This is a genomic window from Shinella sp. H4-D48 (genome assembly GCF_022637395.1).
Lineage (GTDB): Bacteria > Pseudomonadota > Alphaproteobacteria > Rhizobiales > Rhizobiaceae > Shinella > Shinella sedimenti.
Genome location: NZ_CP093338.1, coordinates 368,522 through 385,741 on the forward strand (window position 1 = coordinate 368,522; position 17,220 = coordinate 385,741).

The 17,220-nt window shown below is 61.7% G+C and carries 16 protein-coding genes; 3 read left to right on the forward strand and 13 right to left on the reverse strand.

The features are described 5' to 3' along the window. Nucleotides 1–2: 2 nt before the first annotated feature. Entirely contained in the window at nucleotides 3–2,690 is a 2,688-nt protein-coding gene (locus MNR02_RS18735) for a sensor histidine kinase KdpD (RefSeq protein ID WP_241949484.1), read from the forward strand. After that, nucleotides 2,690–3,379 (forward strand): response regulator, encoded by a 690-nt coding sequence (locus tag MNR02_RS18740; RefSeq protein WP_241949485.1) that lies wholly within the window; start codon nucleotides 2,690–2,692, stop codon nucleotides 3,377–3,379. The genes MNR02_RS18735 and MNR02_RS18740 overlap by 1 nt, the downstream gene beginning before the upstream one ends. Before the next feature lie 42 nt (nucleotides 3,380–3,421). Here the strand turns inward: MNR02_RS18740 and ehuA are convergent, their stop codons facing one another. The 11 genes from ehuA to MNR02_RS18795 all read right to left on the reverse strand — a co-directional run bounded on the left by ehuA (nucleotide 3,422) and on the right by MNR02_RS18795 (nucleotide 13,412). Continuing rightward, a complete protein-coding gene (ehuA, locus tag MNR02_RS18745) occupies nucleotides 3,422–4,201 on the reverse strand; it encodes an ectoine/hydroxyectoine ABC transporter ATP-binding protein EhuA (protein ID WP_241949486.1) in 780 nt (259 codons plus the stop codon). Then, nucleotides 4,198–4,890, reverse strand: coding sequence for an ectoine/hydroxyectoine ABC transporter permease subunit EhuD (gene ehuD / locus MNR02_RS18750; RefSeq protein ID WP_241949487.1), 693 nt, complete (start codon nucleotides 4,888–4,890; stop codon nucleotides 4,198–4,200). The genes ehuA and ehuD overlap by 4 nt, the downstream gene beginning before the upstream one ends. Nucleotides 4,891–4,902: 12 nt before the next feature. Then, nucleotides 4,903–5,568, reverse strand: a complete 666-nt coding sequence (gene ehuC / locus MNR02_RS18755; RefSeq protein ID WP_241601461.1) for an ectoine/hydroxyectoine ABC transporter permease subunit EhuC — start codon at nucleotides 5,566–5,568, stop codon at nucleotides 4,903–4,905. Between the two features lie 61 nt (nucleotides 5,569–5,629). Continuing rightward, the gene (ehuB, locus tag MNR02_RS18760) at nucleotides 5,630–6,481 is read right to left on the reverse strand and encodes an ectoine/hydroxyectoine ABC transporter substrate-binding protein EhuB (RefSeq protein WP_241949488.1); all 852 of its coding nucleotides are present in this window, start codon (nucleotides 6,479–6,481) and stop codon (nucleotides 5,630–5,632) included. 61 nt (nucleotides 6,482–6,542) lie between these two features. Further along, on the reverse strand, nucleotides 6,543–7,556 hold the full coding sequence (gene doeB, locus MNR02_RS18765; protein WP_241949543.1) for a N(2)-acetyl-L-2,4-diaminobutanoate deacetylase DoeB: 1,014 nt from the start codon (nucleotides 7,554–7,556) through the stop codon (nucleotides 6,543–6,545). Nucleotides 7,557–7,563: 7 nt separating this feature from the next. Next, nucleotides 7,564–8,742 (reverse strand): ectoine hydrolase DoeA, encoded by a 1,179-nt coding sequence (doeA, locus tag MNR02_RS18770; protein ID WP_241949489.1) that lies wholly within the window; start codon nucleotides 8,740–8,742, stop codon nucleotides 7,564–7,566. Beyond that, nucleotides 8,739–9,752 (reverse strand): ectoine utilization protein EutC, encoded by a 1,014-nt coding sequence (eutC, locus tag MNR02_RS18775; RefSeq protein ID WP_241949490.1) that lies wholly within the window; start codon nucleotides 9,750–9,752, stop codon nucleotides 8,739–8,741. The genes doeA and eutC overlap by 4 nt, the downstream gene beginning before the upstream one ends. Then, complete coding sequence (gene eutB, locus MNR02_RS18780) at nucleotides 9,749–10,768, reverse strand: hydroxyectoine utilization dehydratase EutB (RefSeq protein ID WP_241949491.1); 1,020 nt, start codon at nucleotides 10,766–10,768, stop codon at nucleotides 9,749–9,751. The genes eutC and eutB overlap by 4 nt, the downstream gene beginning before the upstream one ends. 69 nt (nucleotides 10,769–10,837) lie before the next feature. Further along, nucleotides 10,838–12,286, reverse strand: a complete 1,449-nt coding sequence (locus tag MNR02_RS18785; RefSeq protein WP_241949492.1) for a PLP-dependent aminotransferase family protein — start codon at nucleotides 12,284–12,286, stop codon at nucleotides 10,838–10,840. Nucleotides 12,287–12,472: 186 nt separating this feature from the next. Then, on the reverse strand, nucleotides 12,473–13,135 hold the full coding sequence (locus MNR02_RS18790; RefSeq protein WP_241949493.1) for a hypothetical protein: 663 nt from the start codon (nucleotides 13,133–13,135) through the stop codon (nucleotides 12,473–12,475). Nucleotides 13,136–13,178: 43 nt separating this feature from the next. Further along, nucleotides 13,179–13,412: a hypothetical protein gene (locus MNR02_RS18795; RefSeq protein WP_241949494.1), complete on the reverse strand. Its 234-nt coding sequence runs from the start codon at nucleotides 13,410–13,412 to the stop codon at nucleotides 13,179–13,181. A gap of 246 nt (nucleotides 13,413–13,658) precedes the next feature. Between MNR02_RS18795 and MNR02_RS18800 the strand changes: the two genes are divergently transcribed. Then, nucleotides 13,659–14,873, forward strand: a complete 1,215-nt coding sequence (locus tag MNR02_RS18800) for an MFS transporter (protein ID WP_241949544.1) — start codon at nucleotides 13,659–13,661, stop codon at nucleotides 14,871–14,873. Nucleotides 14,874–14,964: 91 nt separating this feature from the next. Here MNR02_RS18800 and MNR02_RS18805 read toward each other — a convergent pair whose 3' ends face one another. Together MNR02_RS18805 and MNR02_RS18810 are read right to left on the reverse strand one after the other, a co-directional pair. After that, nucleotides 14,965–15,762, reverse strand: coding sequence for an HpcH/HpaI aldolase/citrate lyase family protein (locus MNR02_RS18805; RefSeq protein WP_241949495.1), 798 nt, complete (start codon nucleotides 15,760–15,762; stop codon nucleotides 14,965–14,967). Further along, nucleotides 15,759–17,183 carry an FAD-binding oxidoreductase gene (locus MNR02_RS18810; RefSeq protein ID WP_241601470.1) on the reverse strand — a complete coding sequence of 475 codons (1,425 nt, stop codon included), beginning with the start codon at nucleotides 17,181–17,183 and terminating at the stop codon, nucleotides 15,759–15,761. Before MNR02_RS18810 ends, MNR02_RS18805 begins: the two co-directional genes overlap by 4 nt. Nucleotides 17,184–17,220 lie beyond the last annotated feature (37 nt).

Here is a 17,220-nt window from a genome sequence, read left to right on the forward strand (position 1 = left end):
TGATGGCGGATGACGACCGCAGGGACGTGCGACGTCCCGACCCGGATGCCCTGCTTGCCCTGACGGAGAAAGACCACCGGGGCAAGCTCACCGTTTTCCTCGGCGCAGCACCCGGGGTCGGCAAGACCTACGCCATGCTGTCGCGGGCAAAGCGCCTGAAGACAGACGGCGTCGACATCGTCGTCGGCATTGTCGAAACCCACGAGCGAAGCGAGACGGCGGCACTCCTCGAAGGCCTCGACGTCCTGCCCAGGCGGCGGATCTCCTACCGCGGACGGATGCTCGATGAGTTTGATCTCGACGCGGTTCTGGCGAGGCGGCCGCGGATCGTCATCGTCGATGAACTCGCCCATTCCAACCCCGACGACAGCCGCCACCCCAAGCGGTACCAAGATATCGAGGAACTCATAACGGCCGGCATCGATGTCTGGACGGCCTTGAACATCCAGCACCTCGAGAGCCTGGCAGACGTGGTCGCCCAGATCACTGGCGTGACCGTACGCGAGCGGGTGCCAGACATCGTGTTGAAGCGTGCAGACGAGGTTCTGCTGGTGGATCTTGCGCCGTCCGAACTGATTGAACGGCTTCGCGACGGCAAGGTCTATCTTCCGGAAAGCGCAAACCGCGCCGTCGATCGCTTCTTTCGGCTTGGCAACCTGACGGCACTTCGGGAACTTGCCCTTCGCCGCACGGCCGACCGTGTCGACGACCAGATGGTCGATTATCTCAAGCAGAACGCAATCGACGGCCCCTGGGCGACGGGCGAGCGGCTGCTGGTCTGTGTGGGATCCGATCCGCTGTCGGAAAAAGTCGTGCGGGTGGCAAGCCGCCTGGCCTCCGGCCTTAACGCGCCCTGGCTGGTCGTGTCGCTCGAGCGGGCGGACCGTGAGATCGATACGGCCGGGCATGTGCAGCGGATCGAGGCGCTTTTCCGGCTCGCCGAGCAACTCGGCGCGGAAACGCGCCGCGTGATCGGTAACGACTTCGTCGAGGAAATCCTGAAGCTCGCGCGCCGGGAACATGTCACTCAGATCGTGATCGGCGCACCGAAACGCGCCGGCTGGCGCAAGCATCTCAAACATGCACTTCCGGAGGCGCTGACGAACAGGGCCGCCGGCCTTGGCATTCACATCGTGACGCCGGAGGGGCCTTCCGGTGAGCGCATGCGACGGCCGCTCATGATCCCCAAAGCGCAAGCGTGGCGGCAATCGGCGCTGAGCGCCGCAGGCTTCGTCGCTCTCACAGTGCTGCTGGGCAAGACGATCGACATCTTCGTCGATCTGCCCAATATCTCCCTGCTCTTTCTCCTCTCGGTGCTCGGCGCTTCCGTCGCCGGGGGCTATGTCGCTGCATTCCTGGCGGCCATTCTTTCGGCCCTTGCCTACAACTTCTTCTTCATCGACCCGCAGCGCACCTTCACGATTGCCGCGCCGCATGAAGTTTTTGCGCTTTTCGTGTTCCTGATCGTGGCAATGATCGCGGGCGGCTTCGCATCCCGCATCCGTCAACAGGCGGAGGTGGCGGGCCTGCGGGCAACCGAACTGCAATCGCTTCACGACTTCTCCCGAAAGCTCGCGACAACGGAAAAGAGCGAGGATGCGATCTGGCTGACCGTTTCGCAACTCCAATCGCGATTGAAGCGCAACGTCGTTTTCCTGCTTCCTCGAACGGGCGACCTCGGTGTGGCAGCTGCCTGGCCACCGGATACGGATCTCGACGTTACCGACCTGACTGCCGCACGATGGACCCATGACAAACGCGAGCCGGCGGGTCACGGCACCGGCACGCTTCCCAACAGCCGCTTCGAGTTCCGCCCCTTGCTAGGTCCACATGGAATCGTCGGGGTCTGTGGCGTCGAGCATGCTGCCGAGCCGCTCGCCCTGAATGCGGAGCGCATGTTGAGCGCTGTTCTCGATCAGACAGCGATTGCCCTTGATCGCGCTCGGCTTGCGGACGAGACGATCGTCCAGGCGGCGCGCCTGGAGGGTGAACGTTATCGCGATGCGCTGCTTTCATCCATTTCGCATGACCTGAGGACGCCCCTCGCCACCATTACCGGCGCTGTCACCGCGCTTCGCGAGCTCGGCGAGCGGATGAGCGCGGAGAGCCGCGACGACCTCCTGAAATCGATCGAAGAAGAAAGCGGCAGAATGAGCCGCTTTGTTGCGAACCTGCTCGATATGACGCGAATTGAGGCCGGTACGCTGAAGCCGAAGCGGGACTGGATCGACGTGACCGACGTGGTGCAGTCCGCCGTCGAGCGCACACGCAAGCACGCACCGGGACATATCATCGAGACGAGCATCGCGACCGACCTGCCGCTGATCCGAGGCGACAGCGTCCTCATCTCCCAGGTGCTTTTCAATCTGCTCGACAACGCCATCAAGTATGGTGGCAGGGAGCCGGTCAACGTCTATGCGCGCCGCGAGGGCAAGGATGTGATTATCTCGGTCACCGATCTCGGCAAGGGCATTCCGCCAGAGGACCTGGACCGCATCTTCGAAAAATTCTATCGCAGGGGTAACCCGGACGGGCGCGCGCCCGGCACGGGGCTCGGGCTATCCATCGCGCGCGGTTTCATCGAAGCTATGGGCGGCAAGATCCATGCGGAGAGCCCGGCGCTCAAAAAGCGAGGCACACGTATCGTCATGCGGTTTCTCGGAAGCGAAGAAGCAAAGGGCAGTGCCTGATGAATCCGTCGCGTATTCTCGTCGTGGATGACGAGCCGCAGATACAGCGTTTTCTGAAGCCGTCCTTGGCCGCCGCGGGCTACGAGGTGATCGAGGCTGTGAACGGCGCCGAGGCGCTCAAGTTCGTTGCAACTCAGGCGCCCGATCTCGTGATCCTTGATCTCGGCCTGCCGGACATGGACGGCAAGGCGATAATCGCCAGCCTCAGGGCGTGGTCGGACATCCCCATCGTCATACTGTCCGCCCGCGATCGTGAAAGCGAGAAGATCGAAGCACTCGATCTTGGCGCCGACGACTATATCGAAAAGCCGTTCGGCATCGGGGAGCTGACCGCACGTATCCGCACCGCGCTGCGCCATCATGGTCGGCGCGATGCGATCTCGAGCGTCATGGACGTGGACGACCTGAGGATCGATCCTATCAAGCGGCTCGTCACGCGCGCAGGCGAGATCGTGCACCTGACGCCCAAGGAATATGACTTGCTGCTCCTACTTGCCCGCCACGCCGGCCGTGTCGTGACCCATCGGACCCTGCTGACGAGTGTCTGGGGACCTGCTCATGGCCAGGACATGCATTATCTGCGCGTCTTCATCGGCCAACTACGCCAGAAGATCGAACGCGACCCTACCCAGCCGCAAATCGTGCGCACGGAGCCCGGCGTCGGCTACCGGATGGCGGAGCCGGATTGATTCACGAGCGCCGTCGCTCAGATGACGGCTACAGCATCCAGACTAAGCAAGAACCGATGAGAGGAACTCGCGCGTGCGAGGCTCGCGCGGTGCACCGAATATTTCATCGGGCGCGCCCTGTTCGCAGATACGACCCTTGTCGAAGAAACAGACACGATCGGAAACCTCTCGGGCGAAACGCATTTCGTGCGTCACCAACAACATGGTCAGGTCATGTTCGTGGGCAAGGCCGCGAATGACCGAGAGCACCTCGCCCACCAGCTGCGGATCGAGCGCGGATGTGGGCTCATCGAACAGAAGGACGCGCGGACGCATCGCAAGAGCGCGAGCGATCGCAACGCGCTGCTGCTGCCCGCCGGAAAGCTGCGAGGGATAAAAATCCTTCTTGTCCGCCAACCCGACCATATCGAGCAGTTGCAGCGCACGGCATTCAGCCTCCGCCCGCGCAATGCCGAGAACACGCAGCGGCGCTTCCACGACGTTGCGCAGAACCGTCATGTGCGGGAACAGGTTGAAGCTCTGGAACACCATCCCGACGTGGGTGCGGATCTGGCGCAGATGACGTTCGGAGGCCTTGAAGGGGCCCTTGCCGTTCGGCTCGTGATAGGACATGCCCGACAGCGTCAGCCTGCCGTCTTGAAACGGCTCGAGTGTCATCAGGATGCGCAGAACGGTCGACTTGCCCGAACCGGACGGGCCGATCAGCGTGACCTTCTCACCCTTACTGACGCTGAAATTGAAATCGTCCAGCACCGTGAGCGGGCCGAAGCGCTTGGTGACGTTGGAGAATTCGATGATGGGCGCGGAGTTGTCTTCGGTCATCGCAAGGGGATTCCTGCTTTTGGAAGCGCTTTCTGCAAACGGTGAAGGCCCGCCGAGCAGATCAGCGTGAGGAGGAGGAAAATCAGGCCGACGAGCGTCAGCGGAACGAGATATTCGAAGGTGCGTTCGCCGATCATGTTGGCAAGCCCCATCATTTCCATGACGGTGACGACGGACAGGACGGGCGTTTCCTTGATCATCGCGACGAGGTAGTTGCCCATCGCCGGTACGATACGCGGGATGGCCTGCGGAATGATGATGTCACGATAGGCCTGCATCCGGGTGAGGTTCAGCGCGGTCGCCGCTTCCCACTGGCCACGGGCCACAGCCTCGATGCCGCCCCGATAGACCTCCGATGTATAGGCTGCATATTGCAGGCCCAGCGCGAGTGCGCCCGTCAGGAATGCCGGGAGCACGATCCCGAATTCGGGGAGCACATAGTAGAGGAAGAAGAGCTGAACCAGGAGCGGCGTGTCGCGCAGGAACTCCACGATGACGGCCGTCGTCCAAGAGATCGCGACCAGCCGGCTGCGGCGCAGCAGGGCGAAAACGAGACCGAGAACGAGCGCGATGGCAAAGCCTGCCGCCGCCGCCTTCAGGGTAACGGTCAGGCCGATCAGAATAATGGGCAGGATCGAGGTCGTGTAGGTGACCCACGTCGTCGTATCCCATTCGTATCCGTACATCATCAGATCATATCCTTACGAACGGGGCATCTGCGGGAACGCATGACCGCGTCTGACGAGACGCTCGATCACGCGGATCGCGACCATGAGGACGAGGGACATGGCGAAGTAGCAGAGAAGCGTGATCGAATAGATGCTCGTGCTGTCCAGCGTGATGTTGCGGATCGACTGCGCCGCGAAGGTCAGATCGGCAATCGAAATCAGCGATACGAGCGAGGAAAGTTTGAGCGTCTCGATGGCCAGGTTTCCGAAGGCCGGCATCATCTCGACGATCGCCTGCGGAAGAGAGACCCGAAACAGCGTCTGCAACCGGCTGAAGTTCAAGGCACGCGCAGCCTCGAGCTGCTGTGTGGAAACGGAGGATAGCGCACCGCGCACGATCTCGGCGCCATATCCGCCCGCATGGGCCGCCAGCACAAGGATACCGGTCGTGACGGGATCGAAGCTCAGCCCGACAAGCGGCAGCGCATAGTAGAACCAGAAGAGCTGAACGAGCAGCGACGTGCCGCGAAACACCTCCGTGTAACACAGCGCGACGGTGGAAAGGATTGGCCCTCCTTCCACGCGCATGATGCCGAACACGAAGGCAAGCACCGCGCCAACGGCGATCGATGCCAGCGTGATCGTCATCGTGACGAATGCCCCTTGCCAGAGCATCGGCAGGTAGGCTGTCCAGTCCATGCGGAAGTCTCCCGATCCCGAGGAGTGGCGCTCGACCGACGATGATCGAGCGCCTTTGCCGTTACTTACCCGCGCAAAGGTCTTCGACCTTCTTGCTCGCGGCAGCTTCGATACTCTGTTCGGACAGACCGTACTTGGTCAGGATCGTCTTGTACTCATCCGTCTTGCGGAATTCGACAAGGGCGACGTTGAAAGCGTCGCGCAGTTCCTTGTCCTCCGGGCGGAAGGCAAAGCCGCCGTAATTGCGAACGGGCGCGCCTTCCACGACCGGATCTTCGAACGGAGCGACCTGCTCGACCTGTGCCTGATCCTTGGCGAGTGCTGCGACGGTCAGTTCTGTCGCGGCATAAGCATCGGTCCGGCTTTGAACCGTCGGGATGGCATCCGCATTGGCCGGGATGAAGACGATCTGTTCGTCCTTCACGCCGACGGCGCGCAGGAAGTCCACATTGTTGGCGCCCGAAACAACGGCGACCGTGAGCGACGGGTCCTTGGCGATGTCGGCATAGGTCTTCAGGCCCTTCGGGTTGCCCTTCTTGACCAGCAGGCCCTCGCCGTATGACGAGTTCGGCTCGGTGAAGGCGACCTGCTTGCAGCGCTCCGGCGAGATGTTCTGCTCGGCAGCAGCGAAGTCGAAGCGCTTTGCCTTGAGGCCGGGGATCAGTGTGCCGAACGGCGTGACGGTCCAGTTGATCTCTTCGACCCCCATCGATTTCAGAACGGCGGTGGCGACATCTGGCCCGATACCGGCAGAAGTGCCGTCGGGCTGCATGTAGGAATAGGGCACTTCGTTGGCTGTCGCCGCGCGGATGTATCCCTGTTCCTTGACTTCTTCGAGCGTCAGCGCGTTGGCGTACGTCACACCAAGGATAAGGCTAAGAGCGGAAAGGCCGGCGGTTTTCTTGATAGGCATGTGAATTCTCCTCTGGCTGTGGTTATGCGGTCCGTTTTCGGATCTCGCGTTGGTTTGCGGGCTAGGTTTCCTCCGTGACCGTGGCGATCACGGAAAGGCAGTCGCCGGCCTTGATCAGGCCGGGTACGTGGCGCGCCGCAAGCACGCCATCCATGGCCGCGCGGTAGGCGATGGGCGCAACGCCGGTTTTACCGACGGGGTAGACATTGGCGATGATGTCGCCCGTCCCGACGGCGTCGCCGAGATCGACGGCAAAGGCGATGAGCCCCTCGTCTTCGGCAAAGGTGAAGCAGTCGCTCGAGGGCATGTCCAGCCAACGCGTAGACCCCACATCGGGTTCACCCGAGAGAATGCCGGCATGTCGGAGCAGGTTGAGGCTCCCGTTCCGGGCAATTTCTATCGAGCGTGCGGTGGCGGTGCCAGCACCACCAAGCTCCGTCGTCACGAACACCTTGCCCATATCCTCGACGGTGGTGTCGAGCATCCCGACCGCATCGATCTCCAGCATCTTCATCGAAAATGGCGCCGCAAAGGCTGCCACGGCCGCAAAACAACGGGCCTCCTGATCCTTGTCCGGCAGTTCGTGCGCGGCAGCGTAGGGAAGAAAGTCCAATGTCCTGCCGCCGGAATGGAAGTCGAGGACGATATCGGCCAGCGGAATGAGATGGCGTGTCACATAGTCAGCTATCTTCTCGGTCACTGTCCCATCCGGCCGGCCCGGGAAGCTGCGGTTGAGGTTGCCCCGATCGATGGGCGACGTACGTGTGCCGGCCCGAAAGGCAGGATAGTTGAGGGCAGGAATAATAATGATGCGTCCGCTTATTTCGGATGGGGCAAGCGCCTGCGCCAGCTCGAACAGTGCTGCAGGTCCCTCATACTCGTCGCCATGATTGGCGCCGGTCAGCAGGGCCGTCGGCCCCTCGCCATCGGCGATGACGCAGATCGGGATCATCACAGAGCCCCAGGCGCTATCGTCGCGGCTATAAGGTAGACGCAGGTGCCCATGCTGCACGCCCTTCGCGTCGAAATCGACGGAAGGGGTGATCGGCGAGGGGCGCAGCGCAGCATTGTTCAGCATCGTATCAGTCCTTCACGAACAGCTGGCGCGGCACGTTGGACAGGCATTCGACGCCGGTCTCGGTGATGGCGATGCTTTCTGTGATCTCCAGCCCCATATCCTCCAGCCACAAGCCGGTCATGAAGTGGAAGGTCATGCCGGGCTTCAGCTCCGTCCGGTCGCCGGGGCGCAGGCTCATGGTGCGCTCGCCCCAATCCGGCGGATAGGACAGGCCGATTGGGTAACCCGTGCGGTTATCCTTGATGATGCCGTATGTCTTCAACACCGTGAAGAAGGCATTGGCGATGTCTTCGCAGGTATTGCCCGGCTTTGCGGCCGCAAGACCCGCCTCCATGCCCTCAAGCGTTGCCTTCTCGGCGTCTAGAAAGGCCTGCGTGGGCTTGCCCAGGAAGACGGTGCGCGACAGCGGGCAGTGGTAGCGCTTGTAGGCGCCGGCGATCTCGAAGAAAGTGCCCTCACCCGACCGCATCGGCTTGTCGTCCCAGGTCAAGTGCGGCGCAGAGGCATCGGCGCCAGACGGCAGAAGCGGCACGATCGCCGGATAATCGCCTCCGAATTCCGACGTGCCGCGAATGCCAGCGTCATAGATTTCGGCGACGAGATCGCATTTGCGCATGCCGGGCTCGACGACCTCGACAATACGCTTGTGCATCAGCTCGACGATCTTGCCGGCCTTACGCATGTAGTCGAGTTCAGTCGGGCTCTTGATGGCGCGCTGCCAGTTTACCAGACCGGCCGCATCCTTGAAGCGTGCGTTCGGCAGGTTTTTCTGCAGCGAGGCGAAAGCCGCGGCTGAGAAGTAGTAGTTGTCCATCTCTACGCCGACGGTGAGACCTGACCATTTGCGTTCGTCGATGATCTGCGAGAGCAGGTCCATTGGATGACGCTCGGTCGACTGCACATAATGGTCGGGATAGCCGATCATATTGTCGTGATGGAGATAGGCGGTGCGCCTGGCGCCGTTAGCATCCTGCTTACGGCCATACCAGATAGGCTCGCCGCTCGGCGGCACCAGAACGCATTGATGTACGTAAAAGGACCAGCCATCGTATCCCGTCAGCCAGTGCATGTTGGAAGGATCCGTGACGACCAGAAGATCGATTCCGGCCTTCTCCATGGCTTGACGGGTCTTGGACAGACGCGCGGCATATTCCTCACGCGTAAAGTTCAGCGTCACGCTCACGCGTCACCTCCCATTTCTCTCTTGTTTTCGATTGTCTTTCCGCTGCCTGCGCCTGCTGCGCGACTGACGGCGAGATTGGCGATCGCGGTGTCCTGCACGCCGGTACCCGTCAGGTCGGCGAAGGTAATGTCATCGGCGCCAGCACGGCCCTTTGCCGAGCCCGCAATCACCGCGCCGAGTTCCGCGAACGGATCATCGGGACCGACCAGGCCCGCCTCGATGGCATGGTGCAGCTCCCCGAGTATACGGGTCTGCGACAGACGGTCGGCGATGTAGGTGGCGCGGGCGAAAACAGCGGGATCGATCTCGTTCTTGTGCTCGGCATCCGACCCCATTGCAGTAAGATGCTGGCCGGCTTCGAGCCATTCCGCCTTCAGGATCGGCCGTTCCGCCGGCGTGGTGGTAACGACGATATCGCTGCCGCGCATCGCTTCATGCGGATCGGCGACGGCGGCAACGTCGAACCCGTACTGCCGTGTGCATTCGGCGGCCAGCTTCTCCGCCTTGGCATGGTCGCGCGCCCAGATGCGCGCCGACCATATCGGTCGGACAAGCGTCAGCGCTGCGAGCTGCATCTGCGCCTGCATGCCGGCGCCGAAGATCGTGGCGACGGAAGCGTCTTTACGCGCGAGATGCCGGGCGGCAACGGCACCGGCCGCCGCGGTACGCACATCCGTCAGATAGCCATTGTCAAGAAGCAGGCCTTCTACAAGGCCCGTCTTGGCGCTGAACAGGATCATCAATCCGTTGAGACTGGGCAGGCCAAGCTTCGGATTGTCGAAGAAGCCAGGGCTCACCTTGATGGCAAAGCCATCGAAACCCGGCACATAGGCCGTCTTGACATCAACCTCGCCGCGGAATTCAGGGATATCGAGACGCAGGATCGGCGGCATGGCGACTGGCTTGGTTGCGAGCGCCAGAAAAGCCTGCTCGATGCAGTCGACGACCGAAGCATCCAACTGAACTGCGGCCCGCAGGTCGTTTTCCGTCAGGATGAGAATGCGGCTCATACAGCGCCTCCCGCAATGATATTCCGGTGAACGTCCGGATCGATATTGCAGCCCGAGAGGATGACGACCGTTGGGCCGAACAACTCCACCTTGCCGGCGAGAATGGCGCCGACACCGACCGCGCCGGCACCCTCGACGACCTCCCCCTCCTCGCGTGCGATATGGCGAATGCCTTCGGCGATTTCGTCCTCGGTCAGCAGCACGATGTCGTCCAACAGCGCGCGACAGATCGGAAAGGTTACGCGGTTCGAAAGGCCGATGCCGCCGCCGAGCGAATCCGCCAGCGTCTCCTCTTCGCGCACCGCAACCGGCTTGCCGGCGGTGATGGAGGCATGCATAGCCGCACCGCGCTCCATCGAAACGCCGATGATCCTGGCGTGCGGCTTGAGCGCCTTGAGCGCTACGGCGATGCCTGCGGCGAGACCGCCACCGGAGAGAGGAATGAGGACAGTGGTGACATCAGCCAGGTCCTCGACGATTTCGAGGCCGATCGTGCCTTGACCAGCGACAACATCGGCATGGTCGAATGGTGGGATCGGCGTGAGACCACGATCTGCGACGAGGCGGTCAACTTCCACCTGCGCATCATCCTGGGAGATGCCGACAATACGGATTTCAGCGCCGAGCGCCTTGATGGCCTGGATCTTGTTGGCGGGAACCAGTGACGACATGCAGATCGTCGAGGACATGCCGAGCATCTGGGCGGCATAGGCGACCGCCCGTCCATGGTTTCCCGTCGAGGCCGTTACAAGGCCGCGCTCGCGCGCCGCTTCATCAAGCGAGACGATGGCATTGGTCGCACCGCGCAGCTTGAAGGCGCCGATCGGCTGGCGTGTTTCGAGCTTCAGATGAACGGACTGGCCCGTCAGCTGCGAAAGGGAGGTCGAGCGAACGAGCGGCGTGCGCGCTACACGACCCCGAATGCGGCCGGCAGCGCACTCGACGTCCGCGAGGCACACCGGCAGCTGCTGATTTTCGATTGGTCGGGTCAGTTCTTCGCTCTTCATGATTGTCATGTTGAGAGCGAAACAAAATCATGTCAATTATTATATTGTAATGATTCAATGATTGCCTCTTGGCGAGCGTCAACCGATGGCGCCGACGTCATAGACCGGCGGTAACTGCTCGAAAGCATGCCGCACCGTCGTCAGCGCCTTTTTCAGGCTCGCGTGGCTCATACGCCCACCGAGGCAGATGCGAATGCCCCCACCATGGCCCGGCCCGGCGATGAAGGGCTCGGACGGCGTGACAGCGACGTTCTGGCTGGCGAGCGCGCGAACCAAACCGTCTTCGGTCCAGTGCTGGGGCAACTTCAGCCAAGAACACAAGGAAAGAGGGTGGCTTGATGCGAAATGATCACCCAGGATGTCAGCGGCGATGCTTTGACGTACCCTCGCTTCCTCCCGCTGAAGTGACAGCAGGTGCTGCGCCATACCGTTTTCAACCCAGCGCGAGGCGATCTCGGCAGTGAGATAGGTTCCGCTCCAGCTCGAGACACGCAGGATGGATGCCGCCCGGATGGAATAGGCGGGCGGCACGACGAGATAACCGACACGCAGGCCGGTTAGCACGGTCTTGGTGAAGCTTGTGACGAAGAAGCCAAGCGCTGGCAGCAATTCGGTAATCGAAGGCAAATCCTCCTCGATCATCGGCCTGTAGACCTCGTCCTCGATGACGAAGACGCCGTAACGCCGTGCGATCTCCGCGATCGCGCGCCTGCGCTCGGCACCAGCAACATGACCCGTCGGATTGTTGAGCGTCGGAATGATGACCAGTGCCCGGACGCCCCCCGCGGTGCAGGCCGCTTCCAGAGCGTCGGGCAAAATCCCTTCCGCGTCAGTGGGGAGACCCTTCAGGCTGAAGCCGAGGATGTTGGAGAGCCCGATAATGCCGTGATCGGTGAGATTTTCGCACAGGACGACGTCGCCGGAGCGAATGATGCAACTGAGGGCAAGGAAGATGCTATGCGCCGCACCGTTCGTCACCAGGATGCGCTCCGCGCCCGCGCTGACCCCCATCGGCTGCAACCAGAGCCGCGCGATTTCTCGGTGACGCTCCAGTCCCGCTATCGGGCGGCACGGACGCATAAAGCTCGCGATGTCGCTTTCGGCAAGCTCGCGGAAGATCTCGCGCGAGGCGGCTTCATGCGCATCGAGGTAGACGGCGCGGATAATGGAAAGGTCCAGCACTTCATTTTGGCTATGGTCGAGCATCATGCGGCCGGCACGATCTGTCACGCGGGCCTTGACGAAGGTTCCCCGGCCGATCTCACCGCTCAGATAGCCGAGCCTCTCCGCTTCCTTGTAGGAGAGGCTAACGGTCTGCACCGAAAGGCCGAGCTCGCGCGCCAGATCACGATGGGTCGGCATACGGTCCATCGGCTTGAGAAGGCCGGAATCGATGTCGGCGATGATGCGCTCCGTCAGAGCGGCATGCTTCGTTTCACCCTTCTGTTTTGCCAGGACCGGGCGCCAGGCCACGACCTTAGTGGCAGGGACCGGGTCGGCAGCAAGGGGATTGGCGTGGCGGCGCATAAATTGTCTCGTTTCAACGGCGAATGTTTCATGACATTATGCACCTTTGAAGCAAAAGATGAAGCACCGCGCATTGCATTGGCATCGCTTGCTCAGGACTTTGTGTGACCGACACCTTGTCTTGCCGCCTTGGCACTCAATTCATGAACACATCGAACGCTCAATCCTCAGCCTGCCCGCTGCCGTTCAAGGCTCGCCTTCCAGCATCTCCTGGATATCCTGCCCTGCATCGCCGGCCATCGTATCGGCTTTGGCAGCTGCGTCGAGAAAGTCTTTCTGCGACGCAATCGCATAGTTGCAGCCGACGAACATCGTCTTAGGCTTTCCTGCTTCCATCGGCATGCCCAGCATTACGGCCAAGGCGTCATCGGTTGGGGCGAAGGCGCCGATCATCGGTCCACTCTCCGGATCGACGAACCGATAATACTGCTCAGTCACCTTGATCGGCGCGCGCTTCATGTCCTGCTTGCGGATCGTTTCCAGTGCGGCATCATATGTCTGCTCCGTCACGACCCATTCCTGGAGGAACGCGATCCGTGTCGTGGGTGCGCCAAAAACCGTGATCGGCGTCTTGAGGTCGAAGGTCTCGAGCCCCATCATTCCATCATGGCCGTCATCGTCAACCGGCGCGAGCCATTCGGGAATAGCACTTCCCGTGAAAAGCGCCATTCCGGTCTCGCCGAGAACATCTCGCGGCGCGCGGCACTCCGCAAGCGCAGCAAGGATCTCTGGCGCGAGTTCAAAAGTGCCCTGCTCAACGGGCTGGTCCTCGGCATACGCAATTCCGTTGCCTGTCAGTTGGCACACAAACGCAAGCGCGATGAACGTGCTCAGACAGAGTTTCATCATATCCACGTCCGTTGCCCCTCTCGGCTCGAAATCACGGCAAGCTTCACGAAGCGGCGTATTTCACTGTCACGCCACGCTGGCGAAAGTAGGCCTGCATGAGTTTTCTGCCTGAGCGATTGTTCTGCACGAGCCGGGCAGGGTCGAACACGGCCTCTTTCACGCCTTCCCTCACCAGCGCCGCCTTCAGTGTCGCGATGTGCACATCGATGTCTGCATTGTCCGCTTGAAGCGATCCATAAATGCGCTCTACTGCCTCTGCCACGGTCGGTTCGCTCACGTCGGTACTCCTGTCGTTATTGGGCGGAGGGCCGCCCCGTTTTCCGCGTTTAGCAGCCCTGATCATCCCGATCTACCGGCCTTCATGGACTTCAACAAGGGAATCCATCGAAGCGACGCCGACAGGTGAACACCAATGTCGGGAATTGACGCCGGCAAACGTCTTTATACAGTCGCGTTGAATTCCGACTGCCAGAACGCGATGCAACACATTCTGCCCGGCCCAAACCGTTACGGAGAGAACAGCATGCGCAAGACCGGATATCGTTGGATTGTTGTGGCTGTTGGCGGCCTGCTTGGCTGCGTGGCCATAGGGTCGATGTTTACGTTGCCAGTCTTCATCCGCCCCATCGTGACGGAGACCGGGTGGTCGGTCACCGGAATATCCACCGCCATGACAATTGCTTTCCTCGCGATGGCGCTGGGCAGCATCGTCTTTGGATCGCTATCCGACCGGATTGGCGTTCGACCGGTCGTTCTGGGCGGATCCGCGGCACTTGCCGGCAGCCTGGCATGGGCAAGCCGCGCAACTTCGCTCGTCGAATTTCAGCTGATTTTCGGCCTGCTGGTCGGTCTGTCGATTGCAGCGATCCTGCCGCCTCTCATGGCCTCGGTCATGGGCTGGTTCGATACCCAACGCAGCCTGGCTGTTTCACTCGTATCGGCGGGTATGGGCATGGCGCCGATGACGGTATCGCCCCTCGCCGCCTGGCTCGTCTCGACCTATGACTGGCGCTCGTCACTGCTTGTCATTGCCGCAATTGCGGCGGTGACGATGTTGCCGCTATCCCTTTTTCTCCGGCAGGCCCCAGAGACCAGCGACGAAGGTGATGCGCCACTATCAGACGCCCAAACCGGTGCGCCAATGTCGGTTTCAACAGCGCTTAAATCCCAACCTTTCATCATCCTGATGCTGGTCAACTTCTTCTGTTGCGCAACCCATTCCGGACCCATCTTCCATACCGTCGGATATGCCGTCAGCTGCGGCATCCCCCTGATGGCGGCCGTGACGATCTATAGCGTCGAAGGTTTCGCCGGACTTGGCGGGCGCGTTGCCTTCGGCTTGATGGCCGATCGCTTCGGCGCCAAGAACATTCTGGTTCTCGGCCTCCTCGCGCAGGCGATCGTTGCATTCTTCTTTTTCTTCGTCCGTCAGTTGGAGGGGTTCTACGCCGTCGCGGCGATGTTCGGCTTCATCTATGCCGGCGTCATGCCGCTCTATGCCGTTCTGGCGCGTGAAAATTTCCCGCAAAGGATGATGGGTACGATCATTGGCGGCACCGGAATGGCGGGCGGCCTCGGCATGGCGCTTGGCCCCTGGGCCGGCGGCCTGATCTACGACACGTTCGCCACTTACACTTGGCTCTATCTCGGTGCCTGCGGCATGGGCCTCGGAGCCTTCCTCATCGCCATGACGTTCAAACCCTTCCCCACGACAGAACGACAGGTGGCTGCGGGTTAGAGGAGCGAGCGGCGTCCATCAGGCGCTCTTTGGGGAGCGCCTTGCCAGGACTGGTAAGGCTACTGGACGCTTGTAGCTTTTCCCTTGGTTCTCAGTAGGTGCTGACTGTGACGGTTTCGCCCAACGCGCCAAGTTGCCTGTCGCGATCGGCAGCGGCTTCGCGGGCACCGTTGACGATCAGCGAGACGTCGTTGGTGCCGATGATGAAACGGTAGCCGAGACGCGTCAGATCGGCGAAATCGCGTCCCGCCCCGACGATCGTCCCGAGCGGTTTACCGGCTTTCGCCGCGCCGTCCTCGATCGTTTTCAGCAAAGCCTGGGGCTCGGGTTCCAGCATGCGCTCCATCTTGCCGATCGATGCGGCAAGATCGTTCGGCCCGACGAAGAGCATGTCGATGCCTGGCACGGCAGCGATTGCCGCGAGGTTTTCGACGGCCTGGTGATGCTCGATCTGCACCATCAGCAGCAATTCGTCATGGGCATTGGCGGCATAGTCGGGCCGCGCGCCGTAGCGGGAAGCACGGACGATGGGGGCGGCATAGCCGCGACGGCCGCGGGACGGATAAGTGCAGAATTCGGCGATGGACCGCGCGTATTCGGCCGTGTTGACCTGCGGCACGATCAGCGATCGGATGCCCCGGTCTAATACGCGTTTCAGCGTCGTCTCCGAGCCATCGGGAACGCGCATGACGACCTCGCCGCCGGCGGCCTCGACAGCGCGCGCGACATGCACGGCCTCCTCGATGCCGCCGATGCCGTGTTCGCCGTCAATAACGATGACGGGCCAGCCATTCATCACCATTGCCTCGGCATTGTCGGGGCTACCCATCTCCGACCAGGCGGCTGTGACGGTCTCACCAGCAAGGATGCGCTGCTTGATCGGGTTCACGAGATTGCCTCCACATCAAGGTCAATGACTTTGCCAGGGTTTAGGATGTTCTTCGGATCGAGCGCTTTCTTGATGGTCGCCATGAGAGCGAGCTCCTCAGCACTGCGGGAATATGGAAGATAGGGTTTTTTGACCGTGCCGATGCCGTGCTCGGCAGAGACCGTACCGCCGAAGGAGCGCACCGTTTCATAGACGATCCGGTTGATATCGGCCGAAGGTTGCTGTGCAGAACCTTCAACCAGCGCGACGATGTGCAGGTTGCCGTCACCGATATGGCCATAATAGACTGAAAGGCAACCGGGAACTTCGGCCTCAAGACGCGACCGGCACGCCTTGGCGAAATCGTCCATGGCGTCGACGGGCAGGCCGATATCGAATGCACAATGTGCGCCGAGCACCGTCTGGAACTCGCCCGCGGCATCGCGCGTGCGCCAGAAGGCCAGCGTGTCCGCCTTGCTCTGGGAAATCGCCGCGTCGGCGATAAGCCCTGCCTCGAACTGGCTTTCCAACCAGGTCTGGAACCGGCCGCCGTCAACCTGCTCGTCAAGGCCCTGCGCTTCGACAAGCACGTAGAAGGCGTGGTCGCCTTCGACCGGCCGGCGGATGCCGGGCACCCGAACCGTGGCGGCATGCCAGTAATCCGGCCACATCACCTCGAACGCCGACAAAAGCGGGCCAAGCCCCCGACGCGCGCCATTCAGGAGCTTGACGACGCTGCCGTAATCATCGACGCCGCAAAGTGCCGCCATCGTGCAGCCGGGCTGCGGATGAAGGCGCAAGACCGTGCGCGTGATAACGCCGAGCGTGCCCTCCGACCCGATGAAGAGCTGCTTGAGGTCGAAACCGGCATTGTTCTTGATCATCTTGTTGAGGCTGGTCATCAGCGTGCCGTCGGCCAGAGCGACCTCGATGCCCAACACCATTTCCCGCGCCATCCCATAACGGATGACGCGGTTGCCGCCGGCGTTCGTGCCGAGATTGCCACCGATGGCGCAGCTGCCGCGTGCGCCGAGATCGAGCGGAATGAAGAAGCCCGCCTCATCCGCGGCCTTCTGGATCACCTCGAGCGGCGTGCCCGCCCTGACCGTCATGGTGGCGGCAGCGGCGTCGATCTCCTCGATACCCTGAAGACGCTCGAGGGAGAGGGCAACCGCGCCTTCGATCGGATGTGCGCCGCCGGCAAGCCCGGTCAGTCCACCCTGCGGCACCACCGGCACGTCATGGGCGGCGCAGATGCGCAGCACATCGGCAACACCTTGAGGCGTGTCGGGGCGCGCGACGGCAAGAGGACGGACCGGAGGCAGAAAGCTCGTATCGGCCGTGTTGCGGGCTGGAATGTCCTCGCCGGTCAAAAGCGCATTTCGGTCCAGAATGGCGGAAAGCGCCTGTATGCATTCACCGGCGCGGGCTTGGGCGATCATGTCGTAATAGGTCCTGAAACTGTTGAATGCGTCCGAC